Origin of the sequence: Delftia sp. WSY_22 (genome assembly GCF_043104185.1) — a bacterium.
Lineage (GTDB): Bacteria > Pseudomonadota > Gammaproteobacteria > Burkholderiales > Burkholderiaceae_C > Comamonas > Comamonas tsuruhatensis.
Genome location: NZ_JBICKN010000006.1, coordinates 901,059 through 926,740 on the forward strand (window position 1 = coordinate 901,059; position 25,682 = coordinate 926,740).

18 protein-coding genes are annotated in these 25,682 nt (G+C 69.1%); 11 read left to right on the forward strand and 7 right to left on the reverse strand.

All coding sequences use genetic code 11. The features are described from left to right. The first annotated feature begins 40 nt into the window (after positions 1-40). From gspF to ACF8NF_RS04700, 3 genes are all read left to right on the forward strand, one after another. Complete coding sequence (gspF, locus tag ACF8NF_RS04690; RefSeq protein WP_016448742.1) at positions 41-1,267, forward strand: type II secretion system inner membrane protein GspF; 1,227 nt, start codon at positions 41-43, stop codon at positions 1,265-1,267. A gap of 16 nt (positions 1,268-1,283) precedes the next feature. Beyond that, the gene (locus ACF8NF_RS04695) at positions 1,284-2,204 is read left to right on the forward strand and encodes a 5'-nucleotidase (protein ID WP_047218876.1); all 921 of its coding nucleotides are present in this window, start codon (positions 1,284-1,286) and stop codon (positions 2,202-2,204) included. 62 nt (positions 2,205-2,266) lie between these two features. Continuing rightward, positions 2,267-2,740 carry an EF-hand domain-containing protein gene (locus tag ACF8NF_RS04700; RefSeq protein ID WP_016448744.1) on the forward strand — a complete coding sequence of 158 codons (474 nt, stop codon included), beginning with the start codon at positions 2,267-2,269 and terminating at the stop codon, positions 2,738-2,740. 24 nt (positions 2,741-2,764) lie between these two features. Here the strand turns inward: ACF8NF_RS04700 and ACF8NF_RS04705 are convergent, their stop codons facing one another. The 3 genes from ACF8NF_RS04705 to ACF8NF_RS04715 all read right to left on the reverse strand — a co-directional run bounded on the left by ACF8NF_RS04705 (position 2,765) and on the right by ACF8NF_RS04715 (position 6,156). Beyond that, positions 2,765-3,199, reverse strand: a complete 435-nt coding sequence (locus ACF8NF_RS04705; RefSeq protein WP_016450864.1) for a hypothetical protein — start codon at positions 3,197-3,199, stop codon at positions 2,765-2,767. A 155-nt stretch (positions 3,200-3,354) separates the two neighbouring features. Beyond that, positions 3,355-3,858, reverse strand: coding sequence for a DUF1854 domain-containing protein (locus ACF8NF_RS04710; protein ID WP_016448746.1), 504 nt, complete (start codon positions 3,856-3,858; stop codon positions 3,355-3,357). Between the two features lie 3 nt (positions 3,859-3,861). Next, on the reverse strand, positions 3,862-6,156 hold the full coding sequence (locus ACF8NF_RS04715) for an ABC transporter ATP-binding protein (RefSeq protein ID WP_016448747.1): 2,295 nt from the start codon (positions 6,154-6,156) through the stop codon (positions 3,862-3,864). Between the two features lie 218 nt (positions 6,157-6,374). Between ACF8NF_RS04715 and cphA (ACF8NF_RS04720) the strand changes: the two genes are divergently transcribed. From cphA (ACF8NF_RS04720) to ACF8NF_RS04730, 3 genes are all read left to right on the forward strand, one after another. After that, a complete protein-coding gene (gene cphA / locus ACF8NF_RS04720; protein ID WP_392450144.1) occupies positions 6,375-8,576 on the forward strand; it encodes a cyanophycin synthetase in 2,202 nt (733 codons plus the stop codon). 66 nt (positions 8,577-8,642) lie between these two features. After that, a complete protein-coding gene (gene cphA, locus ACF8NF_RS04725) occupies positions 8,643-11,222 on the forward strand; it encodes a cyanophycin synthetase (RefSeq protein WP_017407310.1) in 2,580 nt (859 codons plus the stop codon). A gap of 116 nt (positions 11,223-11,338) precedes the next feature. Continuing rightward, on the forward strand, positions 11,339-11,848 hold the full coding sequence (locus tag ACF8NF_RS04730) for a CreA family protein (protein ID WP_392450145.1): 510 nt from the start codon (positions 11,339-11,341) through the stop codon (positions 11,846-11,848). A 7-nt stretch (positions 11,849-11,855) separates the two neighbouring features. Here ACF8NF_RS04730 and ACF8NF_RS04735 read toward each other — a convergent pair whose 3' ends face one another. Then, on the reverse strand, positions 11,856-12,761 hold the full coding sequence (locus tag ACF8NF_RS04735; RefSeq protein ID WP_043790029.1) for a LysR family transcriptional regulator: 906 nt from the start codon (positions 12,759-12,761) through the stop codon (positions 11,856-11,858). Between the two features lie 132 nt (positions 12,762-12,893). Here ACF8NF_RS04735 and ACF8NF_RS04740 point away from each other — a divergent pair, with 132 nt between their 5' ends. From ACF8NF_RS04740 to ACF8NF_RS04755, 4 genes are all read left to right on the forward strand, one after another. After that, positions 12,894-13,976, forward strand: coding sequence for a YeiH family protein (locus ACF8NF_RS04740; protein ID WP_392450147.1), 1,083 nt, complete (start codon positions 12,894-12,896; stop codon positions 13,974-13,976). 157 nt (positions 13,977-14,133) lie between these two features. Continuing rightward, the gene (locus ACF8NF_RS04745) at positions 14,134-14,595 is read left to right on the forward strand and encodes a MarR family winged helix-turn-helix transcriptional regulator (protein ID WP_016448753.1); all 462 of its coding nucleotides are present in this window, start codon (positions 14,134-14,136) and stop codon (positions 14,593-14,595) included. Further along, a complete protein-coding gene (locus ACF8NF_RS04750; protein ID WP_392450149.1) occupies positions 14,592-16,577 on the forward strand; it encodes an FUSC family protein in 1,986 nt (661 codons plus the stop codon). Before ACF8NF_RS04745 ends, ACF8NF_RS04750 begins: the two co-directional genes overlap by 4 nt. A gap of 81 nt (positions 16,578-16,658) precedes the next feature. After that, a complete protein-coding gene (locus ACF8NF_RS04755) occupies positions 16,659-17,180 on the forward strand; it encodes a GNAT family N-acetyltransferase (RefSeq protein WP_310044406.1) in 522 nt (173 codons plus the stop codon). Positions 17,181-17,224: 44 nt separating this feature from the next. Here ACF8NF_RS04755 and ACF8NF_RS04760 read toward each other — a convergent pair whose 3' ends face one another. Further along, a complete protein-coding gene (locus ACF8NF_RS04760) occupies positions 17,225-18,667 on the reverse strand; it encodes an NAD-dependent succinate-semialdehyde dehydrogenase (RefSeq protein ID WP_016448756.1) in 1,443 nt (480 codons plus the stop codon). 203 nt (positions 18,668-18,870) lie between these two features. On the opposite strand from ACF8NF_RS04760, the gene ACF8NF_RS04765 reads away from it, so the two are divergent. Continuing rightward, positions 18,871-20,823: a trypsin-like serine protease gene (locus ACF8NF_RS04765; protein ID WP_074921550.1), complete on the forward strand. Its 1,953-nt coding sequence runs from the start codon at positions 18,871-18,873 to the stop codon at positions 20,821-20,823. 81 nt (positions 20,824-20,904) lie between these two features. On the opposite strand, the gene ACF8NF_RS04770 is transcribed toward ACF8NF_RS04765, so the two are convergent. Further along, positions 20,905-23,757, reverse strand: a complete 2,853-nt coding sequence (locus ACF8NF_RS04770) for an Hsp70 family protein (protein WP_392450152.1) — start codon at positions 23,755-23,757, stop codon at positions 20,905-20,907. A 58-nt stretch (positions 23,758-23,815) separates the two neighbouring features. Further along, positions 23,816-25,681, reverse strand: coding sequence for an Hsp70 family protein (locus ACF8NF_RS04775; RefSeq protein WP_343739296.1), 1,866 nt, complete (start codon positions 25,679-25,681; stop codon positions 23,816-23,818). Position 25,682: the final 1 nt, after the last annotated feature.

Consider the following 25,682-nt stretch of genomic DNA (forward strand, 5'->3'; position numbering starts at 1 on the left):
AACGCCATCCTTCCCAAGCCCCTCCCGACTCCCGCCGCGCATGCCTGCCTTTTCCTTCGAAGCCCTGGATGCACAAGGTCAGACCCGCAAGGGCACGATCGAAGCCGACAACGCGCGCGCCGCGCGCAGCCAGCTGCGGGCCCAGGCCCTGGTGCCCATGGCCGTGGAGATCGTGGCCTCGGGGTCGGCGTCCGGCCCGCAGGGTGGCGCCTCGCGCTGGCTGACCCGCCCCGTCCTTGGCTCCACAGGGCTCACCGTGTGGACGCGCCAGATGGCGGGGCTGGTCGGATCAGGCCTGCCCATAGAGCGCGCACTGGCCGCGCTGTCCGAAGAAGCCGACGACCCGCGCCAGCACCACCTGGTGGCCGCGCTGCGCGCCGAGGTCAACGCAGGCTCCACCTTTGCCCGCGCACTGGCCCAGCACCCGCGCGAATTCTCCGACATCTACTGCGCCGTGATCGGCGCCGGCGAGGCCAGCGGCAGCCTGGGCCCGGTGCTGGAGCGGCTGGCCGACGACCTGGAATCGCGCCAGGCCCTGCAGTCCAAGCTCATTGGCGCAGCCCTGTACCCGGCCATCGTGACCCTGGTGGCCATCGTCATCGTGTTGTTCCTGGTCAGCTACGTGGTGCCCCAGGTGGCCAGCGTGTTCGCGGGCACCAAGCGCGCCCTGCCCTGGCTCACCGTGGCCATGCTGGCGCTCAGCGACTTTGTGCGCAGCTATGGCTGGGCCGCGCTGATCGCCCTGGTGCTGGGCGCCGTGGGATTCCGGCTGTCCATGAAGAACCCCGTGCTGCGCGAGCGCTTCGACGCCTGGTGGCTGCGCCTGCCGCTGATCGGCCGGCTGGCGCGCAACTACAACGCGGCACGCTTTGCCGGCACGCTGGCCATGCTGGCTGGCGCGGGCGTGCCCATTCTCAAGGCCTTGCAGGCCGCCGCCGAAACGCTGGGCAACCGCGCGCTGCGCGCCGATGCCATGGACGCGCTGGCCCTGGTGCGCGAGGGCGCGCCGCTGGCCTCGGCCCTGGCGCAGAAAAAGCGCTTCCCGGGCCTGATCTCCATGTTTGCCCGCCTGGGCGAGCAGACCGGCCAGCTGCCCGTGATGCTGCAGCGCGCGGCCAACCAGCTGTCCACCGAGGTGCAGCGCCGCGCCATGCACCTGGCCACCATCCTGGAGCCGCTGCTGATCGTGGCCATGGGCATGGTCGTGGCCCTGATCGTGCTGGCCGTGCTAATGCCCATCATCCAGCTCAACCAGTTCGTCAAATAGCGACAAGCGCCAAGCCATGCCCGTGACCCTGCAAGACAAGCTGGTCGTTGCCATCTCATCGCGCGCACTGTTCGACTTCGAGGAAGAGAACCGGCTGTTCGATGCGGGCGACGAGCAGGCCTACATGCGCCGCCAGCTGGACCTGGTGCACCAGCCGGCACGCCCGGGCATCGCCTTCCCGCTGGTGCGCAAGCTGCTGGCCTTCAATACGCCCGAAGTGCAGCGCGTGGAGGTGATGATGCTGTCGCGCAACGACCCGGCCAGCGGCATGCGCGTGTTCGCCTCGGCCAAGGCGGCCGACATGCACATAGAGCGCGGCGTGTTCACGCGCGGGCGCGATCCGTTTTCCTACCTGCGGCCGCTGGGCGCCCACCTGTTCCTCTCGGCCAACGAGGTCGATGTGCGCAAGGCCCTGTCCATCGGCTTTCCCGCGGCGCGCGTGATGGTCGACTCCACGCCCGCAGGCGACCGCTACCCGCAGGAAGTGCGCATTGCCTTCGACGGCGATGCCGTGCTGTTCTCCGACGAGGCCGAGCGCATCTACCAGCAAGGCGGGCTGCCGGCCTTTCTGCGCCATGAGGTCTCCCATGCCGCCACGCCCCTGGGAGAAGGGCCGTTCAAACCCCTGCTGCAAGCCCTTCACCGGCTTCAGCAGCAGGCGGACTCGTCCCAGACCATGCGCATTCGCACGGCCCTGGTGACGGCGCGCAGTGCGCCGGCGCACGAGCGCGCCATCCGCACATTGCTCGATTGGGGAATCACCGTGGACGAGGCCATGTTCCTCGGCGGCCTGGAAAAAGGCCCCTTCCTGCGCGAGTTCGAGCCGGATTTCTTCTTCGACGACCAATCGGGCCATGTCAGCTCGGCGGCCCGCCATGTGCCCGCAGGCCATGTGAACAGCGGCGTCTCCAATCCGGACGCCGATCCGCTGAAGTAAACAATTGCAAAGGGCGCACAGCCCTGGCTTGCAGACACCGGTTCCATGCCCAAATAGGTGCCATGCATTTTCCCCTCATGAACCGCTCCGCCCTGCTGCGCCGGCCGCCTGTGCTGCAGGCCGCCGCTGCCGTCCTGCTGACCAGCGCCTTCATGCTGCCCGCCGCGCGCGCGCAGGCGGCCGAGACGGCCGACAAGGCGTCCACCGGACAGGCCTCGGCCAGCCCGGCGCCATTGACCAAGGGGGAAATCAAGGCCCAGCGCGAATTCAAGATGCTGGACTTCAACAAGGACGGCAAGCTCAGCCGCACCGAAGTGGCGCTGTTCCCGCGCCTGGCGGCGGCCTTCGACGAGGCCGACACCGACAAGGACGGCTACGTCTCCTATGCGGAAGTGCAGGCCTTTGCCGTCAAGTACCGCGCCGAGCGCGACAAGGCGAAGGCCAAGGCGCAGGCCGAAGAGGCAAAGGCCGCCGAGCATGCCGCAGCCGTGTCCGCTGCCAGGGACACGAAGGAAGGCGAAGGCTCAAAGGACTGAGCCTGCGCATTCAGCCACTGACACTCAGAGTCCGCCGGTACGCTTGACCTTGGGTTCCGAATAGGTCAACGGCTCCTCGCGCACCTGCAGCTTGTTGCGGGCCACGTCATCGGCCTTGCTGACCTCCTGGGCCTGCTCCACGGCCATGGCGCTGGCGCGCCACATGGACTGGATGAACTCGATGAGCTGCTTGGAAATCGGCTCCTTGGGCGGCTCCTCGACCTCTTCCTTCTGCTTGATCTCCTCGGCCAGCGTCCAGTCGCGGTTTTCCTGGTCCACCACGGACGGTTTTTCAGGATCGCGAATCACACGGCCTTCGCCGATGCGGTCCGTGGATTCGACAGGATTGGCAGCGTTCACGGGACGCACGGGCACCGCGCCCGACGCGCCGGTGGAGTACAGATCGGCGCTTTGCGGGCGCCACGGTATGGGCGATCGGTCAACAGGTGGAATTGGCATGGCTCGACCCTCTTGCTGGATGTGTGCTGTGGGCGGGAATTTCCCGCCGTCGCCTCATCATCGACAGAACCTGAAAGAACTGAAGCGCTTTTTTTGAAAGACGCCCAGGCCTGCCTCAAACCAAGGGTAAACCCCGAAACCACCCTGACCAGGCGCTAGAGGAAACGCTCCAGCATCTTGCGCGAGGCACGGTCCAGCGCCGTGCTGTCCGGCACGCTGAACTGCACGCCGTCCTGGCTGGTGATCATCAGGTGCGTGCGGCCCGACAGGCGGCGGATATCCTCCTCGGCCTTGAGCACGAGCTGCGCGGGACCGCGGTCGGTCTCCAGGTCCCAGGTGCTGGGCGTGGAATAGCTGGACACCTTGCGGATGCGCTGGATGACGGGCACGAACTCGCGCACGGCCAGATCCTGCTCGATCAGCGTGCGGGCCTGCGCGGGCAGGTGGTCCATGTGGTCCACCCACAGCGCCTCCTTGCCATCGGCACAGACCAGGGACAGGCCTTGCAGCGGCGCGGCAATGGGAAAGGCGCGCACGGGCACCACGGATTCATGGCGCGTGCCGTCGGCCAGGATCAGCACCAGGCGGCCATGGGCGTTGCGCTCCACGCGTACGCGGCTCAGATCGGCGCCGGCGGCGCAATGTTGGGCAGTGGACATGGCTTATTCCTCGATGGTGGTTGCGACCAGGGTCAGGCCTGCGGCCTGGGCATCCTCTTCGGCGCGCCGCGCCTGGGCCTGGTATAGGCGCCAGTAGGCGCCCTGCTTTTCCATCAGTTCGTCGTGCGGCCCCACTTCCACGATTTCGCCCCGGTCCATGACCACGAGGCGGTCTGCCTTGCGCAGCGTGGACAGACGGTGGGCGATGGCAATCGTCGTGCGGCCCTGCACCAGGTTGTCCAGCGCCTTCTGGATTTCCTTCTCGGTCTCGGTGTCCACGGCCGAGGTGGCCTCGTCCAGGATCAGGATGCGCGGGTCGATCAGCAGCGCGCGCGCGATGGAGATGCGCTGGCGCTCGCCGCCCGACAGGCCCTGGCCGCGTTCGCCGACCAGGGAGTCATAGCCGTGCGGCAGGCGCAGGATGAATTCATGGGCATGGGCCGCACGCGCGGCCGCCACGATTTCCTCGCGCGTGGCGTCGGGCTTGCCGTAGGCGATGTTCTCGGCAATGGTGCCGAAGAACAGGAAGGGCTCCTGCAGCACCAGGCCGATGTTGCTGCGGAAGTCCGACACCTTGAGCCGGCGGATATCCACGCCGTCGAGCTGGATGGAGCCTTCGCTCACGTCGTAGAAGCGGCTGATCAGGTTGACCAGGGTGCTCTTGCCCGAGCCGCTGTGGCCGACCAGGCCAATCATTTCACCCGGGCGAATCTGCAGATCCAGGTTCTTGATGACGGCGCGGCTGCCGTAGCGGAAGGTCAGGTTGTCCAGCGTGATGGCACCCTGCACGCGCGGCAGCTTGACCGGGTTGACCGGGTCGGGCACGTTGCTCACGTGGTCCAGGATGTCGAAGATGCGCTTGGCGCCGGCTGCCGCCTTCTGTGTGACCGAGACGATGCGGCTCATCGAATCCAGGCGGCTGTAGAAGCGGCCGATGTAGGCGATGAAGGCCGTCAGGATACCGACCGTGATCTGGCCGCCCGCCACCAGCCAGATGCCGAAGCCCCAGACCACCAGCAGGCCGATCTCGGTCAGCAGCGTCACCGTGGGCGTGAACAGCGACCAGGTCTTGTTGACCTTGTCGTTGGCCTGCAGGTTGACCAGATTGGCCTGGGCGAAGCGGTCGGCCTCGCGCTTTTCCTGGGCGAAGGCCTTGACCACACGGATGCCGGGAATGGTGTCGGCCAGCACATTGGTCACCTCGGACCAGACGCGGTCGATCTTCTCGAAGCCCGTGCGCAGGCGGTCACGCACCAGGTGGATCATCCAGGCGATGAAGGGCAGCGGCACCAGGGTGACCAGGGCCAGCCATGGATTGATGGAGAACAGGATGACCGAGGTCATCACGATCATCAGCACATCGGTCGCAAAATCCAGCGCGTTCAAGGATAGAAACAAATTGATGCGATCTGTTTCCGCCCCGATGCGCGCCATCAGGTCGCCCGTGCGTTTGCTGCCGTAGTAGTCCAGCGACAGCGTCAGCAGGTGGTTGTAGGTGGTCGTGCGCAGGTCCGAGCCAATGCGCTCGGAGACCTTGGCCAGCACGAAGGTGCGCGCCCAGCCCAGGCCCCAGGCCACCAGCGCCGCCGCAAGCAGGCCGCTCAGGTAGAAGACCACCAGGCTGCTGTCGATCTGCTGCCCGTTCTGGAACGGGATCAGGATCTTGTCCACGATGGGAATCGTCAGGTAGGGCGCCACCAGGGTGGCGCCCGTGGAGGCCAGGGTCAGCAAAAAGCCCAGCAGCAGCTGGTGCCGGTAGGGATGGGCAAAGCGCCACAGGCGCAGCAGCACCCAGGTGGAGGTCTGCGGACCCTGCTGGCGCGCGCAGGCCGGGCATTCGTCGGCCTCAGGCGGCAGCTCGGTCTGGCAGGCCGGGCAGCGGGGCACATCGTCCTCGGGCCCGTCGAAGTCCTCGCCACGCGCCATGCGCTCACGCTGGTGATCGAACTGTTGCAGCAGGCGCAATACGCCCGCCTGGTGGCGCAGGGTGAAGCGCCACAGCGCCAGCCGAGCCGCAGGACCATGCAATTCGAGGTTGCCCACGCCGCCGTGGTCCAGCGTACGCAAATTCTGATCGACCGAGAGTATCCACTCACTCCATCGCTGATCCTCAGGATCACAGGCGATGAGGCGCTGGTTGGTCAGGACAACCCAGCCTTCGCCGAAGCGCATATCCAGGGTCAGGTCAACCGTGGCGAGGGCCAGCACGTTTTCATTGGAAGCGAGCCTGGCTCGCAGCTCAGCCCCGCGGGGGCTGGCAAGGAAGGCCGAAACGTCCACAGAATGGTGTTCTTGCATGTTGAGTTGTTTTTCCCGCCCCTGGCGGCTCCTGGTGTCATGCGGGCAACCGCAGCTCCCCGGTGGATATCCCGCGCGTTGCACGGCATACCCTGCTCAACGCGCCAACCCTGGTTTAGGCTGACAACACTGCGCATGGGTTTTCTGGGCGCACAATCCTCTCCCATTCTCCGGCGATCCGAATCCGGGTCGTCGTTCACGCTTACCCGTTGACCGACATGGCGAAATTCAAAGACATCCAACTCTTGCGCACCACCTACCTGCGTGGACCCAGCGTCTGGACCTACCGTCCCGTGCTGGAGGTCTGGCTGGATCTGGGCGAGCTGGAGGACTATCCCTCGAACAAGCTTCCCGGTTTCAACGAGCGCCTGACGGCCTGGCTGCCCGACCTGGTCGAGCACCACTGCGGCGTGGGCGAGCGCGGCGGCTTCATCCAGCGCCTGGAAGGCGGCACCTGGTGCGGCCACGTGCTGGAGCACATCATCATCGAGCTGCTGAACCTGGCGGGCATGCCTGCCGAGTTCGGCCAGACCCGCGAGATCTCGCAGCGCGGCGTGTACCGCATGGTCTTCCGCTGCCCCGAGGAAACCGTGGCGCGCACGGCCCTGGCCCATGGCCACAGGCTGATCATGGCCGCCATCAATGACGAGCCCTTCGACCTGAAGGCCGCCATCAAGGCCATCAAGACCGAGATCAACGACCGCTACCTGGGCCCGAGCACGGGCTGCATCGTCGATGCGGCCGGCGAGCGCCGCATCCCCCACATCCGCCTCAATGACGGCAACCTCGTGCAACTGGGCTATGGCGCCGCGCAGCGCCGCATCTGGACCGCCGAGAGCGACCAGACCAGCGCCATCGCCGAGGGCATTGCCCAGGACAAGGACTTCACCAAGCGCCTGCTGGCCGCCTGCGGCGTGCCCGTGCCCGAAGGCCAGATCGTCCACAGCCCCGAGGAAGCCTGGGAAGTGGCGCAGGACATCGGCTTTCCCGTCACCGTCAAGCCCTCGGACGGCAACCACGCACGCGGCGTGACGCTGGACCTGCGCGACGAGGCCGACATCAAGGCCGCCTTCGCGCTGGCCCAGCCCGAAGGCTCGGACGTCATCGTCGAACGCTTCATCGACGGCACCGAGCACCGCATCCTGGTGGTGGGCGGCAAGGTGGTTGCCGCCTGCCGTGGCGAGACCGTGAGCGTGGCCGGCAATGGCAAGTCCACGGTTCGCGAACTGGTCGCCGTGGTCAACCAGGACCCGCGTCGCGGCCCCGAGCAGGAATACCCGCTGGACTGGATCAACCTCGAAGCCCCGGCCGTGAAGCTGGAACTCAAGCGCCAGAACGTCACGCCCGACACCATTCCTGCCCAGGGCACCAGCGTGCTGCTGCAGCGCAACGGCAACATGGCCATCGACTGCACCGACGAAGTCCATCCCGAAGTGGCCTACATGGCCACGCTGGCCGCCAAGATCGTGGGCCTGGACATCGCGGGCATGGACATGATCCTGCAGGACGTCTCGCGCCCCATGAAGGAGCAGGGCGGCGCCATCCTCGAAGTCAACGCCGGCCCCGGCCTGCTGATGCATCTGAAGCCCACCAGCGGCGCGCCGCGCCCCGTGGGCATGGCCATCGCCGACCACCTGTTCCCGCGCACCGAAGAGGGCACGGGCGCCGGCCGCATCCCCCTGGTCGGCATTGCCGGCACGCGCAACAACGGTTTCACGGCCCGCTTGGTGGGCTGGCTGCTGCAGTTGTCGGGCAAGCTCACGGGCGTGGCCAGCAGCGAGGGCATGTTCCTGTCCAACCGCCAGACCCAGAAGACCAACACCGCCAACTGGGCCGGCGCCCACCGCCTGCTGACCAACCGCCTGGCCCAGGCCGCCGTCATCCAGACCACGGCCCGCTCCATCCTGGAGGAAGGCCTGGCCTACGACCGCTGCCTGGTCGGCGTGGTCACCGACATGGACGGCTTCGAGCAGTTGCCCGACCATGACGTGCATGAACAGTCGCAGATGACGCGCGTGATGCGCACCCAGATCGACGTGGTGCTGGACGAAGGCGCGGGCGTCCTCAATGCCGACATCGAACAGGTGGCCGACCTGGCCCGCCTGTGCGACGGCGAGGTGCTGTTCTATTCGATGCAGGCAGACAGCCCCGTGGTAGCGGCCCACCGTTGCGAGAGCGAAGGCCGTGCCGTCTTCGTGCGCGGCAACCAGCTGATCCTGGCCACGGGCGCCGCCGAGCGCGTGCTGGGCACGCTGGACGCGCTGAGCCTGCCCGGCGGCCTGCGCCCGGACACGCCGGCCCTGCTCGCTGCCATTGCCGCGGCGTGGTCCATGGACATTGCCCCCGACCTCATCGTCGCCGGCATCAAGACCTTCGACTACACGCCGGCCGCCGCTGCGGTTTCCACCGCCGCCGCCTGAGCCCGACCACACGATGACATGCAGGCAGGCCCGGCGACGCGGGCCTGCCCTCCGAAAGAAGACACTATGCAGATCACCCGCATCCGAGCCCTGCGCGGCCCCAATCTCTGGACCCGCAGCACCGCCATCGAAGCCATCGTGCAATGCGAGCCCGGCGACTGTGACTACTCGGCCCTGGCAGGGTTCGAGGACCGGCTGCGCGCACGCTTTCCCAAGATCGGCACGCTGCAGCCGCACGGTGCCGACCAGCGCCTGTCGCTGGCCCATGTGCTGGAAGTGGCGGCCCTGTCGCTGCAGGCCCAGGCCGGCTGCCCCGTGACCTTCAGCCGCACGCACGAGACCGTGGAAGCCGGCACCTACCAGGTGGTGGTGGAGTACACCGAGGAATCCGTGGGCCGCCTGGCCATGGAACAGGCCGGTGCGCTGCTGCAGTCGGCACTGGCCGACACGCCCTTCGACGCCGACAAGGTGGTGGCCGAGCTGCGTGAACTCGACGAGGACGAGCGCATCGGCCCCTCCACAGGCTCCATCGTCGATGCGGCCGTGGCGCGCGGCATTCCCATCCGCCGCCTGACCTCGGGCTCGCTGGTGCAACTGGGCTGGGGCTCCAAGGCCCGCCGCATCCAGGCCGCCGAGCTGGACCAGACCAGCGCCGTGGCCGAATCCATCGCCCAGGACAAGGACCTGACCAAGCGCCTGCTGCACGCCGCAGGCGTGCCCGTGCCGCTGGGCCGCCCCGTCAAGGACGTGGAAGAAGCCTGGCTCGTGGCCCAGGAAGTGGGCCTGCCCGTGGTGGTCAAGCCCCAGGACGGCAACCAGGGCAAGGGCGTGGTGGTCAACATCACCACGCACGAGCAGCTCAAGGCCGCCTTCGCCACCGCCTCGGAATTCGGCGACGACATCATGGTCGAACGCTTCCTGCCGGGCCACGACTTCCGCCTGCTGGTGGTCGGCGGCCAGCTGGTGGCCGCTGCGCGCCGCGAGCCGCCCCAGGTGCTGGGCGACGGCCAGCACACCATCCGCGAACTGGTCGAGCTGGTCAACCAGGACCCGCGCCGCGGCTCGGGCCACGGCACGGCGCTGACCAAGATCCGCCTGGACGACATCGCCATCGCGCGCATCGCCACCGAAGGGCTCACGCCCGAATCCGTGCCGGCCCAGGGCCAGCGCGTGGTGCTGCGCAACAACGCCAACCTGTCCACCGGCGGCAGCGCCACCGATGTGACGGACGACGTGCACCCCGACATCGCCGCGCGCGCCGTCGAGGCCGCCCAGACCATCGGCCTGCACATCTGCGGCGTGGACGTGGTCTGCGAGACCATGCTGCGCCCGCTGGAGGAGCAAAACGGCGGCATCGTCGAAGTCAACGCCGCACCGGGCCTGCGCATGCACCTGGCGCCGTCCTTCGGCAAGCCCCGCAACGTGGGCGTGCCCATGGTCGATGAGCTGTTCGCACCCGGCCAGGATGGCCGCATCCCGCTGGTGGCCGTCACCGGCACCAATGGCAAGACCACGACCACGCGCCTGATCGCCCACCTGTTCACCTCGCATGGCTGGCGCACGGCCATGACCAATACCGACGGCGTCTACGTCAACGGCCGCCAGATCGACAGCGGCGACTGCTCGGGCCCGCGCAGCGCGCGCAACGCCCTCGCCCACCCCGAGACCGATGCGGCCGTGCTCGAATGCGCGCGCGGCGGCATCCTGCGCGAAGGCCTGGGCTTCGACCGCTGCCAGGTGGCCGTGGTCACCAACGTGGGCGCGGGCGACCACCTGGGCCTGAACTACATCACCACGGTGGAAGACGTGGCCGTGCTCAAGCGCGTCATCGTGCAGAACGTGGCCGCCGACGGCTATGCCGTGCTCAACGCCGCCGACCCGCTGGTGGCCGCCATGGCCTCCACCTCGCCGGGCAAGGTCATCTATTTCGCGGCCGACCGCCACCACCCCGTGATGGCCACGCACCGCGCCCAGGGCAACCGCGTGGTCTACGTGGACGGCGACAGCATCGTTGCGGCCGAAAGCTCGTGGCGCGAGACCATCGCCCTGCGCGAGATCCCCATCACGCGCAACGGCACCATCACCTTCCAGGTGGAGAACGTCATGGCCGCCATCGCCGCCGCCTGGGGCGTGGGCCTGCCGTGGCAGACCATCCGCCGCGGGCTGGCCGGCTTCGTCAACGACAGCGACAACGCCCCCGGACGCTTCAACGTCATGGACTACCGTGGCGCCACGCTGATCGCCGACTACGGCCACAACCCCGACGCCATCCGCGCCCTGGTGCAGGCCGTGGATGCCATGCCGGCCCAGCGCCGCAGCGTGGTCATCAGCGGCGCGGGCGACCGCCGCGACCAGGACATCACCGAGCAGACCCAGATCCTGGGCCGCGCCTTCGACGACGTCATCCTCTACCAGGATGCCTGCCAGCGCGGCCGCGCCGACGGTGAAGTCCTGGCCCTGCTGCAGCAAGGCCTGCAAGGCGCACCGCGCACCGGCTACGTGACCCAGATCCAGGGCGAGTTCAACGCCATCGACCACGCGCTGGCGCGGCTGACGCCCGGCGACCTGTGCCTGGTGCTGGTGGATCAGGTCGAGGAAGCCCTGGAGCATCTTCGCCGCCATGTGGCGGGTGAAAACACCCCCTGAGGCGCTTTGCGCCTTCCCCCTCTCTCGCTTCGCGGGAGGGGGACGACACCCTCGGGGCGGGGCGGCCCTTCCTCGGTGTCCCTGAGTTGGGCCGCGCCACTCTCATACGCAACGCCATGATCAAACCCAGTGCGAAGTATTTCCCGCGAGGCCGGGCCTTGCTCACGGCCGCTCTGGCCACGCTGCTGCTGGGCGCCTGCGGTGCGCGCGCCGAGCAGGTCGGCGCGGTGGACACGGTGTTCAAGTTCATAGGCCCGGACCACAAGATCGTGGTCGATGCCTATGACGATCCCAAGGTGGCGGGCGTGACCTGCTATGTCTCGCGCGCCAAGACCGGCGGCATCAAGGGCGGGCTGGGCCTGGCCGAGGACCGCGCCGAAGCCTCGATCAGCTGCGTGCATACCGGACCCATCCAGATCCCTGCGCCGCTCAAGCAGCAGGACGAGGTGTTCACCGAACGCATCTCGCTGCTGTTCAAGCGTCTGCGCGTGGTGCGCATGGTCGATGCGCAGCGCAACACCCTGGTCTACATGACCTACTCGGACCGCGTGATCGAAGGCTCGCCGCAGAACAGCGTCACCGCCGTGCCCGTGCCGCGCAACACGCCGATACCGCTGCAAAAGTAGCCTGGGCTCATTCCTGCGCCTGGGACCTGCAGGCCTGCACGAAGGCCGCCAGCGCCGGCGAGCGGCGCTTGCCTGCCCGCTGCACCAGCGAGAAATCGCGCCACATGCGCGGCAGCGTGGTCGGCAGCACGGCCAGTTCTCCCGAGGCGACCAGGGCCTGCACCAGCACGCGCGACAGGCAGCTGATGCCCAGGCCCTGGGCCACGCAGCGCGCAATCGCCTCCGAACTGCCCAGCGTGGCGGCGGCCGGCAGCTGGTGCAGATGCGGCAGCAAGGCATGCTCCACCATCTCGCGCGTGCCCGAGCCCGGCTCGCGCAGCAGCCAGCGCGCACCGCGCAAGGCGGCCACGCCCAGCGGGCGCTGGCCCGCGGCCTGCACCAGCGGGTCCTGTGCTGCAGCCACGATGACGAGTTCGTCGCGCATCCAGGGCTCGACCTCCAGCCCGGGCCAGTGGCTGGTGCCCTCGATCAGGCCCAGGTCCACGTCCAGCGATTCCACGGCCTGGCCCACCTCGCGCGTGTTGGCGATCTGCAGGTCCACGCTCAGGTGCGGTTGGCTGCGCGCCAGGTGCGCGAGCACAGCCGGCAGCGCATAGGTGCCTATGGTGGTGCTGGCTGCCACGCGCAGACGCACGGGCAGGCTGGCGGCCCGCACCGAAAACGCCTGCTCTATGCCCCTGGCCTGCTCCAGCAGCGCCAGCGCCTCGGGCAGCAGGGCGCGCCCCGCGTCGTTGAGCGCCAGCCGCCGGCCCACGCGCTCGAACAGCTGGGCGCCCATGGCCTGCTCCAGCTGCTGCAGCGCGGCGCTGGTGGCCGACTGCGACAGGGCCACGGCATCGGCCGCCGCCACGGTGGAGCCGGCCTGGGCAACGGCGCAGAAGATTTCAAGTTGGCGCAGGGTGAGATGCAGCATGGCGTGCAGTCTGGACGAGGCATCAACCTGTTTCCCCGGTTGATGCTACAAAAACTATTCGTTATACGAATATAGCCAAGAAATCTAAAGTGCCTCCCATGCACCGCGCTCCTGACGCGGCGCGCAGGCACCATGAACACCACTTCCCTCCCACGCTCCTCCCTCCCTGGCTGGCTTCGCCATTTGACCGAGCTTGCGCCCGGCCTGCTGCTGGCAGGCGCCATTGCCGCAGCCGCCACCTGGGGCGCACGCCAGCCCCTGCTGGCCGGCTCGGGCCTGAGCGCGCTCACGCTGGCCATCTGCATCGGCCTGGTCATCGGCAACACCGTCTATCCGCGCCTGGCGCCCAGCTGCCATGCCGGCGTGGGCCTGGCCAAGCAGCGCCTGCTGCGCGCGGGCATCGTGCTCTACGGCCTGCGGCTGACCTTCCAGGACATAGGCCATGTGGGCATGGCCGGCGTGGTGGTCGATGCCCTGGTGCTGGGCAGCACCTTTTTGCTGGCGCAGTGGCTGGGCCGCCGCGTCTTCGGGCTGGATGCGCGCACCACGGTGCTGATCGGCGCGGGCAGCTCCATCTGCGGCGCCGCTGCCGTGCTGGCCACCGAACCCGTGATCAAGGGACGTGCCGAAGACGTGGCCGTGGCCGTGGCCACCGTGGTGGTCTTCGGCACCGTCGGCACCTTTCTCTACCCCGCGCTGTTCCACTGGAACGCTTCCCACGGCTGGCTGGACATGTCGCCCGCGCAGTACGGCCTGTACGTGGGCTCCACCGTGCACGAGGTGGCCCAGGTCGTGGCCGCCGGCGAAGCCATTGCGCCCGAAGCTGCGGACGTGGCGGTGATCTCCAAGATGGTGCGCGTGATGATGCTGGCCCCCTTCCTGCTGCTGCTGTCCATGGCGGTGGCGCGCGGCAACCGCAGCAGCCAGGTGAGCGACGGCCAGCCGCGCCGCATCACCATTCCCTGGTTCGCGCTGGGCTTCGTCGCCATGGCCGGCGTGAACTCGCTGGGCGTGCTGCCTGCTGCCGTGGTGCAGGTGGGCGTGCAGCTGGACAACGCGCTGCTGGCCGTGGCCATGGCGGCCCTGGGCCTGACCACCCATGTCCGCGCCGTGCGTGCCGCAGGCACGAAGCCTCTGCTGCTGGCCGCCTTGCTTTTCGCATGGCTGCTGGTAGCGGGCCTGCTCTTCAACCGCTGGGTGCCCGGCCTGCTCTGAAGCTGCCAGCATCCATCGACCGGCCCTGCGAGGCATCGTCTCGCAGGGCCTTTTTCATGGACGGCCTGCCTTCCAGAACAAGGGAATACCCTTAAATCAAATGCAGGCACAATTAATTTGCAATGCAAATTAATTGAACTACAAAGATAATCGAGGCATGTCCTTTGCCTCTGCCCCTCCCCGCGCCCGTCTCGGCTTTCTCATGGTCACCCTGGTACGCCAATGGCGCCGCCAGGTCGAGGAGCAACTGCTGGCCGACGGCCTGACCGACGCCACCTGGGCGCCGCTGATCCACCTGCGCGCCTGGGGCGATGGCGTCACGCAAAAGGAACTGGCCGAGCGTGTGGGCCTGGACGGCTCCAGCCTGGTGCGCCTGCTCGACATTCTGGAAGGCCACGGCTGGGTGGAGCGCCGCGCCGACCCCGGTGACCGGCGCAGCAAGCGCATCTTCCTGACCGATGAAGGCAACGGCGCCGTGGACCGCGTGCGCGCCACCATGCTGCAGGCCGAGCTGGCCATGCTGCAGGACCTGGACGATGCCGAGGTCGAGGCCATGCTGGCCGGCATGGCCAAGATCCAGGCGCGCATGGGCGCGCTGCGCACGGAAGGCGCGCCATGAGCGCCCTCCACGATGCCTATGGCCGCCTGCTGCAGGCCTCGGCCCGCTGGGGTTTCGACCCCGTGCGCCTGCGCCAGCACCTGCGCACGGCCTTCGCCGCCTGCCTGGCCTTGCTGGCCGCCTGGCAGCTGGGGCTGGAGCATCCGCAGTGGGCCGCCATGGCCACCTGGGCCGCATCCCAGCCGCTGCGCGGGCAACTGGTCGAGAAAAGCTTTTTCCGGGTCGCAGGCACCGTGGCCGGCACGGCCGTGGGCGTGGGCCTGGTGCTGCTGGCCCAGGGAAACCTGCTGTGGCTGGTGCTGGGCCTGGCCGTCTGGCTGGGCCTGTGTGCGGGCGTGGGCAATCTGCAGCGCAGCTTCGTGGCCTACGGCACCATGCTGGCCGGCTATTCGGCGGCCATGGTCGCGCTGCTGGACTTCGCCCATCCCGAGCAGGTCTTCGCCCTGGGCTGGGACCGGCTGTTCACCGCGCTGACCGGCGTATTCGCAGCCTTGCTCGTGGGTTGGCTGTTCACGCCCAAGGGCAGCGGCATTCCCGGCAATGCCGAGGTACGCCAGCTGTTTGCCCGGCTGTTGCGCGATCTGGCCGACAGCCTGCAGGCGCGCGGCCGTTCGTCACTGGGCTCGCAGGAGATCGCCGCCCGCCTGCTGGCCATGGCGGTGATCGAGGAGGGGCTGGACCCGCACGCCGCAGGATCGCAGCGCTCGCGCGAGGCCGTGCACGCGCTGCGCCGGCTCATGAATGCCCAGATCTCGGCCCTGCTGTGGCTGCGCGATGCACCGTCGCAGGAGCCGCCTGCGGCCTTTGGCGAGGCGCAGGCCCTGGCCGCCGCGCAGGCGCTGCGCGAAGCCGCCGTGGCGCTGGAGACGCGCGTGCAGTTGCACGAGGCCGCGGCGGCCCTGGTACGCGCACGCGAGGCCGCTGTGGCCTGGCCCGGCGCAGCCGACATGCTGGCCCCGATGGGCTTTGCGCTGCAGGCTCACCTGGCCGCCACCCATGACGTGGCCCTGCCGCCCGGCCACCGCGCCCGCCAATGGCCCGTGGTGCTGCACAGCGATTGGCTGGGCGCGCGCCGCGCCATGCTGCGTGCCAGCGCGGCCATCGCCATCGTGGGCCTGCTGTGGGTGGTGACGGGCTGGAGCGGCGGTGCCTACATGCTGCTGGGCATGTCCATCATGCTGACCGTGTTCTCGGGCTTCGAGAACCCGTCGGCCACCATGCGCCATGTGACCCTGGGCCAGGCCATGGGCGTGCTGGTGGCCCTGGCCTGCCAGTGGCTGGTCTGGCCGTTCGCCAGCAGCCAGGCGGGCCTGGTGTGGCTGATGCTGCCCTTTGTCTACGTGGGCGCACTGCTGTTCTCGCACCAGCGCACCGCGCTCTCGGGCTATGACTGCAACATGGTGCTGCTGCTCCTGCTGCAGCCCCACTACCCGCAGACGGCCAGCTTCGGCCATGCGCTGGCCCTGGGGCTGGCGGTGGTGTCCGGGCCGCTGGCCGGCTGGGCTGCCTACCGATTCATCCTGCCGGTCACCCTGCAGGGACGGCTGCAGGGCCTGCGCTCCATGATGGTCCACGAGCTGCAGGACATGGCCGCCACGCCGGGCCATGCGCGCGATGGCCGCATCTGGCGCGCCCGCCTGTACCACCGGCTGCTGCGCCTGGTGCGCATGTCGGAGCAGGCTGGAGGGCAGCTGGGCGCGCAGGCGGCCGAGTGCGGCCTGGCCGCACTGCATGTGGGCCGCGCCATCCAGGCGCTTCATCAACTGTCCGGGGAAGCGGCCCTGGGCGACGGCACCGCCCGCGCCGTGCGCGCCGCGCTGCTGCGCCTGCAGCGGCTGCAGCAGGCGCCCGGCCAGTGCCCGCCGCTTTTGCGCGCACTGGCGCAGCGCGTGGCCGAACGCCATCCAGACCAGGCCCGCCAGCTGCGCCATGCCGCGCACGAGATCGCGCAGCACGAAGCCTTCTTCCGCAATGCCGGCTGAAGCACGGACCCATGCCAGAATGGCCAGCCCAGGCCGACAGCGCCCCACGCTCCCTGTCCCCCTGTTGCAAGGAAAGCATCCATGTCGTGGAGCGACACCACCATCACCTCACAGCGCCTGGCGCTGCGCCCCTTCACTGCCGTCGATGCCGATGAGGCCTTTGCCTGCATCACGCCCACGTTGACGCGCTACCTGTCGTTCGAGCCGCCATCGGCGCCTGCCGATTTCGAGGCGGTCTGGCGCGGATGGCTGCGGGAGATCGCAGCCGGCACGGACTTCAACTTCACGCTGCGCGAGCGCGCGTCAGGCCGATTCACCGGCCTGCTGGGCCTGCACCGCGCGCGCGATGCCGAGCCCGAACTCGGCATCTGGATACGCGAGGACGCGCATGGCCAGGGCCATGGCCGCGAAGCCGTTGCCGCCCTGGCCGCCTGGGCCGCGGAAACCTTCGCCCCACAGTCCTTCAGCTACCCGGTGGCCGAGGCCAACACGGCCAGCCGGCGCATCGCCGAAGGATTGGGCGGGGTCGTCGTGGAGCAACAGCAACGGCCCAAGTACGCGGCCGTCATCTACCGCATTCCCGCGCGCAAGCCGCACCCATGAAAAACGGCCCCCTCAGGGGCCGTTCATCGTTCAGCCGGCCATGATCACACGGCGGCAATGGACACGGCCTTGGAGACCAGGTAGGCCTCCAGCGCCTCGGGGCCGCCTTCGGAGCCGTAGCCCGAGTCCTTGATGCCGCCGAACGGCATCTCGGCCGAGGCCACGGCCGGCTGGTTGATCCACAGCATGCCGGCCTCGACCTGCTGCGCCAGCTGGTGAGCGGTCTTGATGGAGCGCGTGAACGCATAGGCGGCCAAGCCATAGGACAGGCGGTTGGCCTCGGCGATGGCATCGCCCAGATCGTCGAAGCCGCGGATGGCAGCCACGGGGCCGAAAGGCTCCTGGTTGAAGATCTCGGCGCTCAGCGGCACATCGCCCAGCACCGTGGGTGCAAAGTAGTTGCCCTTGTCGCCCAGGGAGCCGCCGCCCGTGAGCAGCTTGGCGCCCTGCTTTTGCGCGTCCTCGATGAAATGGGCCAGTGCGGTGACGCGGCGCGGATTGGCCAGCGGGCCCATCTGCGTGCCCTGCACCAGGCCATCGCCGACCTTGAGGCCTTCGGCATGCGCCACCATGGCGCGTGTGAACTCCTCGCGCACGCTGTTGTGCACAAGAAAGCGCGTGGGCGAGATACAGACCTGGCCTGCATTGCGGAACTTGGCCGCCCCCGCCGCCTTGACGGCCAGCGCCACATCGGCATCCTCGGCCACGATGACCGGCGCGTGGCCGCCCAGCTCCATGGTCGAGCGCTTCATGTGCTGGCCGGCCAGCGCCGCCAGCTGCTTGCCCACGGGCGTGGAACCCGTGAACGTGACCTTGCGGATCACGGGATGGGCGATCAGGTAGGAGGAAATCTGGGCCGGATCGCCGAACACCAGGCCCACCACCCCGGCGGGCACGCCGGCATCGACAAAGCACTTGAACAGGGCGGCAGGCGCGGCCGGCGTTTCCTCGGGCGCCTTGCACAGGAAGGAGCAGCCTGTGGCCAGCGCCGCGCCGATCTTGCGCACGATCTGGTTGACGGGGAAGTTCCAGGGCGTGAAGGCGGCCACGGGACCCACGGGCTCCTTGATCACCAGCTGCTGCACCTCGGGACGGCGCGAGGGCACGATGCGGCCATACACGCGCAGCGCCTCGTCGGCAAACCATTCGATGATGCCCACGCCGGCCAGGATCTCGCCCTTGGCCTCGGCCAGCGGCTTGCCCTGCTCCTGCGTCAGCAGGGCGGCGATCTCGTCGGCCCGGTCCTTGAGCAGGGCTGCGGCACGGCGCATGGCGGCTCCGCGCTCATGGGCGGAGACCTTGCGCCAGGTCTCGAAGCCGCGTTGAGCGGCGGCCAGCGCACGGTCCAGGTCGGCCACGTCGGCATGGGCCACATGGCCGATGACCTCGCCGCTGGCCGGATTGCGCACGGGAATCTTCCTGCCGCTGGCGGCGTCCTGCCATTGGCCGTCGATCAGGAGTTGGGTGTCGGAGTAGGAGTGGCTCATGCTGGATCAGATCCTTGGTAGATGACAGGGGGCAGATGTGTGGGGCAGGCACGGCGCTCGCAGTGTACGCACCCGGCTGCCGCTGCAGCGCAGCGACCATTCTAGGAAGCGCCGGACGGCCCTGCCGTCACCGGGCTGTCACGCACACAACACCTAAAATGCCCGGGTTTCGCAATATCCACCAATCCGTTGAGAGGGAGCTCATGACCGATCTTTTCGACACCACTGCGCGCAGGGGCTTGCGCAGCGTCGCGCTGGCGCTCGCCTTGGCCGGCAGCCTGGGGCTGGCATGGGGGCAGGAGGGCGCCACAGATGTGCCTCAGTTCATCCCCCGCATGAGCGTGGACTCGCGCGTCCAGCCGCAGGACACGCCTCGGGAGTTCCTGGCTTCGCGCAGCATGTCTTCCCCCGCAGCCGTCACCCCCACGCCGCTGCGCGTGGAACTGGGCACCTGGAAGGATGTGCGAGCCGCCTCGGCCACTGTGGGCGGCGCCCTGCAGGTGGGCGCACAGCGCCCCAGCAGCCAGACCGCCACCACCCAGGCCCTGGGCGGGCAACTGCAATGGCAGACCTCGGCCGACGGCGGGCTGATTGCCGCAGTCAGCGTGCGCTCCGAAGGTGCCTACGGCATTCGCCTGGGTGTGGAAATCGAGCAGTTGCCCGGCAGCGCCCTGCTGCGCATCTATGCCCAGGGCGACCGCGCCGGCGCCTATGAAATTTCGGGCCAGCGCGTGCTGCAGCTGCTGCAGGCCAACAAGGACGCAGGCGATGCCAGCGCCGACGGCCGCACCTGGTGGACTCCCGACAGCGGCGGCGACGAGGTCACCCTGGAGATCGACCTGCCGCCCGGCACGCCTGCCGATGCGCTGCGACTGGCCATTCCGCGCGTCATGCACGTGTACGAGAACCTGTCGCTGCCGCTGGAGGGCGAGAACGTGTTCTCGGCCCAGCTCAACGAGTCCCTGTCATGCCACCTGGACTCCACCTGCTATGACGCCTACAGCGCGCAGCGCAACGCCGTGGCGCGCATGTTCTATGTCCAGAACGGCCAGGGCTATGTGTGCTCGGGCACGCTGATCAACGACAAGGCAGGCTCCGGAACGCCCTACTTCCTCACGGCCAACCATTGCATCAGCACCCAGACCGTGGCCTCCACGCTGGAGACTTCGTGGTTCTATCGCACGCCCTCGTGCAACAGCCGCACGCTGTCGTCGGCCTCGCGCACGCTGCGCAACGGCGCCACCCTGCTGTACGCCACCGCCACCTATGACGGCAGCTTGCTGCGGCTCAACGAAGCCGCCCCTGCAGGCGCCGTCTTTGCCGGCTGGTCCACCCAGGCCCTGACCAGTGGCGCCAAGGTGGTAGGCATACACCACCCGCGCGGCGACCTGCAGAAGATCAGCTTCGGCACCTATGACCGCTCCTTGGCCTGCGAACCCTCCAGCGATGCCACCATGACCTGCCGGTACCGCGATGGCGGCTACCTCAGCGTGAATTGGGACCAGGGCCTGACGCAGCCGGGCAGCAGCGGTTCGGGCCTGTTCCTGAATGGCCTGCTGGTCGGCACGCTCTACGGCGGCGACGACCAGACCTGTTCGCGCACGGGTGGCAACTCGATCTATGGGCGCTTTGACCTGCTCTTCCCCAATGTGCAGAAGTGGCTTGCTGCAGACACGGGCACGGGCGGCGTGGACACCGGCACCGGACAGGCCCGCACCGCCATCTACCGCTTCTTCAACCGCCAGACCGGCGCTCACTTCTATACCGCCAGCGCCTCCGAGCGCGACTATGTGGTGGCCACCTACCCGGCCTTCCAGTACGAGAACGTGGCCTTCTATGCGTCCACCCAGCCGCAGCAGGGCCTGGACCCGGTGTTCCGCTTCTTCAACACGGCCTCCGGCGCACACTTCTTCACCATCAGCCAGCCTGAACGTGACTACGTGCTCGCAACCTATCCCAGCTTCAAGAGCGAGGGCACGTCCTGGTATGCCCAGACGGCCGCCGGCAATGGCACCGTTCCCATGTTCCGCTTCTTCAACGTGCAGACAGGCACGCACTTCTACACAGCCAACGCGGCTGAACGCGATTTCGTGATCGCCAGCTATCCCGTTTTCAAGTACGAAGGTGTCGCCTACTACGTCTGGAACTCGCAGTAAGCACAGCGCACTGCACCTGCTGCAGTGCCTCCCCAAAAAGAAGGCCCCGCAGTGCGGGGCCTTCTTTTTGAACAACCACACTCACCCCACCAGCACCAGCCCCGGCGGCAGGCTATCCCCAAAGCTGCGCTTCGCATCATGGGCGTCCATCTGCTGGACCTGTTCCACCAGGTCGATCCAGCGCTGCGGTGCACCGGCGCCGCGCAACCGCTCCAGCACCAGGGCGCGCTGGGCATCGGACAGGTCCAGCGCACGGTCGCCCGTCATGCGGGCCATCTGCACGGCAGCGAACATGGCGGTTTCATTGCGGCGCCAGTCCTGGGCCAGGGTGGCGTCCAGGAACTCCTGCGCAGCCTCGGGCGGCATGACGCGGTGGGCGTTGGCGGCCAGCGGCATGCGCGCGGCCAGCCGGCCTATGGCCCACCAGGTCTGCACGGATTCACCGGGGTGCTTCAGCCGCTGCAGCATCCACTGGCCCATTTCCTGGCGGTACTGCCAGGGCACAGCTTCCATGGCGGCGAACAGGCGCAGCATGTCGTCGTAGCTGCCATGGGCGGACTTGCCCTGGCTGCGCTGCGTGGACTGCTGCACGGCCTTTTGCATGTGGCCGGCAACCTCTTCCAGCAGCTCCATCTGCCGGGCCTCATCCAGGCCTGCGGCCACGCGGCGCCAGAACACCCACCATTCGGTGCGGTTGGCCGCCTCGCCGCCATGGCCCAGGCCCTGGCCATGCAGTTGCCAGACCTGCTGCATGCGCCAGCCGTCCAGCTCGGCGCCCACGCCGGGGCGCAGGCACCAGCCTGCCAGGTTCAGCCAGACGCGCTCGTGCTCGGCCGTGCGGCGGCGGCGCCTGGCGCGGGCCAGCAAGGCGTCGAACAGTGCGCGCAGCAGCGGCAGGTCCCAGTCCTCGCGCGGGCCCAGCCGTCGCTCCAGCGACTGGCGCAGCTGGCGGACCTCCTTGGCCGTCACCTCCTGGGCCTGGCTGCCGAAGATGCGCTCGATCAGGGCCACGGCGTCCGCCAGCCGGCCCTGCCGGGCAGAACGATCGCCGGTGTCCTGCGCATCTGCGGCCAGCGCACCACGCACGCTGAACGGCAGCAGCCACTGGCGCTGCGCATCGTCGGCGGCCACGCAGCGCACCTCCAGCGTGCCGACCTCGGTCATGCAGGCCTGCAGTTGCACTTCGACCTGGGCCTTGTCCCGGCCTTCGGGCGCGGGCAGCACGGTGGACAGTGCGGGCAGCTCGACCCAGCCCTCGCCGTCGAGCGCCGCGATACGGCCGGCCTGCGCAGGCGCCGCCGCCAGGCTGTTGGCCACCAGCGAAAAGCGCACGGCCTGGCCCAGGCGCAACGCAAAGCGCCGGCCGGAGAGCACGATGCGCACGCCCTCCTCCGTGCCGCGCGGCAGCAGGCAGATGCCCTGTGGTGCGGCACCCGCCTTCTCGGGCAGGACCAGCCAGTAGCTGCGCGGCGAGCCACCGCCGATGCGCGGTACCGGGGCGGGCACAGTCCGGGCATCTTCCGATTCCGGCAGATCCTCAGACGGACGGCTCTGGACATGCATGGCCAGGCCATGCGCCGCTGCGCCGCGTGCAACGGCCCAGTCGGGATGCGGGTTGTGCAGCAGGCGCAGCGGCTGGCCGCGCCAGGCCTGCAGCTGCGCCACCAGCCGCTGGGCCAGCGCATGGGCGTGGAAGACGCCGCCATTGAGCAGAACCGCATCGGGCAACTCCCCAGCCGCGTGCTGCGCGAGGAACTGCGCCAGGTGCCGTGTGATCGCCGCATCGGCAGGATAGGGCAGCCCCAGGCCGCGCAAAGCGCCCTGGCGCCGGGTGGGCAGATCCTGCAGGCCGGCCAGCGGCATGAAGCCTTCGACCACGGCCTCGCGCACCTCGTCGCGGCGCAGCATGGCCGTGCGCGTCTGCGCCAGCAGCTTCGATCCGCCGCCCAGCAGGGTCACGGCCACGGACTCGGGCGCCTCGCTGGCCAGCAACTGTTCCTTGGCCATGCGGCAGCGCTGCACCAGTTGGGCGAAGCGTGCGGCGGGCAGACGCTCGCCGGGCGGGGCGAACTGCGGCTCCAGCCGATGGGCCAGCGCCAGGTCCATGTTGTCGCCGCCCAGCATCAGGTGCTCGCCCACGGCCGTGCGTGTCAGCACGGGCAGGCCTCCAGCTTCAGCGGGCTGCACGCGGATCAGGGTCAGGTCGGTGGTGCCGCCGCCCACATCCACCACCAGCACCAGGCGGCAGTGCGCCAGCTCGGCCGCCAGGCGTTCGCCCTGCAGCACCAGCCAGTCGTGGAAGGCGGCCTTGGGTTCCTCCAGCAATTGCACCGCAGGCAGGCCGGCCAGCCGCGCGGCCTCCAGCGTCAGTGCGCGCGCGCCTTCGTCGAATGAGGCCGGCACGGTCAGCACGACCAGCTGGTCCCTCAGCGGCGCGCCGGGGTGCGTGCGGTCCCAGGCCTGGCGCACATGGTCCAGGTAACTGGCCGAGGCCTGCAGCGGCGACAGCCGGGCCACCTCTTCGGGCGCGCCCCAGGGCAGGATGGCCGCCGTGCGGTCCACGCCCGCGTGCGACAGCCAGCTCTTGGCACTGGCCACCAGGCGCGACGGCACGGCCGCGCCCAGATCACGCGCCCAGCGGCCATTGACAGCGGGCGCTTGCGCATCGGCGCCCAGTGCCGCCCAGGGCTGCTGCCAGGCATCGCCCAGTTCGCCGGGCGCCGCCTGGTAGCGCGCAGAAGGCAGCAGCACCTGGGCAGCGACCTCGCCAGCCGAGACACGCTGCGCCACGGGCAGCAAGGCGATGTCGGCCGCCGTGCCGCCCACGGGCACATGCGCCACCACGGTGTGGCTGGTGCCCAGGTCGATGCCCACGATGTGGGCGGCGTCGGGAGCGAAGGGGGTGGCGGAGGCGGGGGCGGCAGTATCAGGCATATCGGCAGTCATACAGGGCACGGTGCGCGGCCCGGACCGGGCCTGCCGCCGGGGCGGGCTACGCTACATCGGCCCGCACGTCGAACTCCACCTTCCAGCGTTCGTCACCACCCACGGGCACGGCGTTGAGTTCCAGCGTGCCGATGTCGGTCACGCGCGCATGCAGGGTGACGGGCACGATCTCGCCGGGCGCACGGCCTTCGGCGGGCAGGTGGGCCTCGATTTCCTGCAGCTCGACCAGTTCCTCGGGTCCCCAGAAGTCCAGCACGGTGCCGACCTGGTCGGCGCGGCGCACGGAGGAACCGAAGAAGCGCAGGCGCACGGGCTCGCCCACGACCAGGCCGAATTCCTGCGTGTCCAGCGCCACCTCGGTGCCCTCTTCCATGCCGAAGGGCGCCAGGCACAGGGCCGAGATGGGCGGCTCCATGCCGGGGATGGCGGGCATGTTGCTTTCCACGCCCACGTAATAGCTCTGCGCCGTGCCGCCACGGATGCGCACGCCACGGCCCGCAGCCGCCACATGGCCGAAGTAGGCGGCGCCGCGCGCCACGGCCAGGTCGAGGTTGGCGCCGTCCAGCAGGCGCGCGGGTTGCGCGCCTTCGCCGGCCAGCCAGCCGTTGACGACTTCCAGGATGCGCTGCTCGATCTGCGGCGCCTTGAGCACGCCGCCGTTGAACAGGATGGCCGAGGGATGCAGGAAGGACGCGCCCTCGGGCTGCGTGCCCTGGAGGCCTTCGATCTGCTCGGTGGCGCCGGCCTGGCGCGAGAGGAAGGCCGCCAGGTGGCGCGTGACAGCTGCGTCCTGCGCATAGGGCAGGCCCAGCTGGGTCAGCGCGGCGCGCGCGCGGGTCTGGGGCTTGTCGGCGACGGCGGCGCGCGGGAAGAAGCCTTCCACCAGCATCTGCAGCACCTCGTCACGCGTGACCTCAGTGCGGATGCTGCCGCCGATGAGCTTGCTGCCCCGGCTGGGCACGACCACGGGCACGGACTGCAGCGAGGCGTCGGCCAGCAGCTGCTCCTTGGCCTGGCGGCAGCCATGGGCCAGGGCGCGGGTCTGCCAGGCGTCGAGCTGCTTGCCCTCCTGGGCCAGCTTGCGGGCCACGCCGTAGGCCAGGGCCAGGTCCATGTTGTCGCCGCCCAGCAGGATGTGCTCGCCCACGGCCACGCGCTGCAGCTCCAGGCCGCCGTCCTTTTCCAGCACGGCGATCAGCGACAGGTCGGTGGTGCCGCCGCCCACGTCCACGACGAGGATGATCTCGCCGCTTTGTACCTGCTTGCGCCACTGGCCGCCGCTGGCCTGGATCCAGCTGTACAGCGCAGCCTGGGGTTCCTCCAGCAGCGTGAGCCTCTGGAAGCCCGCGGCGCGGCAGGCCTCGGCCGTCAGCTCGCGCGCGGCCGGGTCGAACGAGGCGGGAATGGTCACCGTCACGTCCTGGGCGTCGAACGGCGCCTCGGGATGGGCCTGTTCCCAGGCCCAGCGCAGGTGCGACAGGTAGCGGATGGAGGCGGTCAGCGGCGAGACGCGGTGCACCTCCTCGGGCGCATCGGCCGGCAGCAGGGGCGAGCGGCGGTCCACGCCCGGATGGCACAGCCAGCTCTTGGCGCTGGAGACCAGCCGTATCGGCGTGGCCGCGCCGCGCGATCGCGCGAACTCGCCCACCACGAAGTCCTGGCTGGCGCCCCAGGGCAGGGCCATGTCGGCCGCAGTCAGCTCGCTTTCATGCGGCAGGTAGAGGAAGGACGGCAGCAGCGGGCGTGCCTCCACGCTGGAGGGGCCGGTGAGCTGGGGAATGTCCAGCACGCCCTGCACCACCTTCTCGCCATCGCTGGCCTGGCGGTCCACATAGGAGAGCGCGCAATGCGTGGTGCCCAGGTCGATGCCAATGCTGTAGCGCGCCTGGGAGGATTGACGGGACTGGTCCATG

What these genes read in the sequence shown, in the direction of transcription:
- gspF (WP_016448742.1), top strand. Translation starts at nt 41, where the DNA reads ATGCCTGCCTTTTCCTTCGAAGCCCTGGATGCACAAGGTCAGACCCGC.
- ACF8NF_RS04695 (WP_047218876.1), top strand. Translation starts at nt 1,284, where the DNA reads ATGCCCGTGACCCTGCAAGACAAGCTGGTCGTTGCCATCTCATCGCGC.
- ACF8NF_RS04700 (WP_016448744.1), top strand. Translation starts at nt 2,267, where the DNA reads ATGCATTTTCCCCTCATGAACCGCTCCGCCCTGCTGCGCCGGCCGCCT.
- ACF8NF_RS04705 (WP_016450864.1), bottom strand. Translation starts at nt 3,199, where the DNA reads ATGCCAATTCCACCTGTTGACCGATCGCCCATACCGTGGCGCCCGCAA.
- ACF8NF_RS04710 (WP_016448746.1), bottom strand. Translation starts at nt 3,858, where the DNA reads ATGTCCACTGCCCAACATTGCGCCGCCGGCGCCGATCTGAGCCGCGTA.
- ACF8NF_RS04715 (WP_016448747.1), bottom strand. Translation starts at nt 6,156, where the DNA reads ATGCAAGAACACCATTCTGTGGACGTTTCGGCCTTCCTTGCCAGCCCC.
- cphA (WP_392450144.1), top strand. Translation starts at nt 6,375, where the DNA reads ATGGCGAAATTCAAAGACATCCAACTCTTGCGCACCACCTACCTGCGT.
- cphA (WP_017407310.1), top strand. Translation starts at nt 8,643, where the DNA reads ATGCAGATCACCCGCATCCGAGCCCTGCGCGGCCCCAATCTCTGGACC.
- ACF8NF_RS04730 (WP_392450145.1), top strand. Translation starts at nt 11,339, where the DNA reads ATGATCAAACCCAGTGCGAAGTATTTCCCGCGAGGCCGGGCCTTGCTC.
- ACF8NF_RS04735 (WP_043790029.1), bottom strand. Translation starts at nt 12,761, where the DNA reads ATGCTGCATCTCACCCTGCGCCAACTTGAAATCTTCTGCGCCGTTGCC.
- ACF8NF_RS04740 (WP_392450147.1), top strand. Translation starts at nt 12,894, where the DNA reads ATGAACACCACTTCCCTCCCACGCTCCTCCCTCCCTGGCTGGCTTCGC.
- ACF8NF_RS04745 (WP_016448753.1), top strand. Translation starts at nt 14,134, where the DNA reads ATGTCCTTTGCCTCTGCCCCTCCCCGCGCCCGTCTCGGCTTTCTCATG.
- ACF8NF_RS04750 (WP_392450149.1), top strand. Translation starts at nt 14,592, where the DNA reads ATGAGCGCCCTCCACGATGCCTATGGCCGCCTGCTGCAGGCCTCGGCC.
- ACF8NF_RS04755 (WP_310044406.1), top strand. Translation starts at nt 16,659, where the DNA reads ATGTCGTGGAGCGACACCACCATCACCTCACAGCGCCTGGCGCTGCGC.
- ACF8NF_RS04760 (WP_016448756.1), bottom strand. Translation starts at nt 18,667, where the DNA reads ATGAGCCACTCCTACTCCGACACCCAACTCCTGATCGACGGCCAATGG.
- ACF8NF_RS04765 (WP_074921550.1), top strand. Translation starts at nt 18,871, where the DNA reads ATGACCGATCTTTTCGACACCACTGCGCGCAGGGGCTTGCGCAGCGTC.
- ACF8NF_RS04770 (WP_392450152.1), bottom strand. Translation starts at nt 23,757, where the DNA reads ATGCCTGATACTGCCGCCCCCGCCTCCGCCACCCCCTTCGCTCCCGAC.
- ACF8NF_RS04775 (WP_343739296.1), bottom strand. Translation starts at nt 25,681, where the DNA reads ATGGACCAGTCCCGTCAATCCTCCCAGGCGCGCTACAGCATTGGCATC.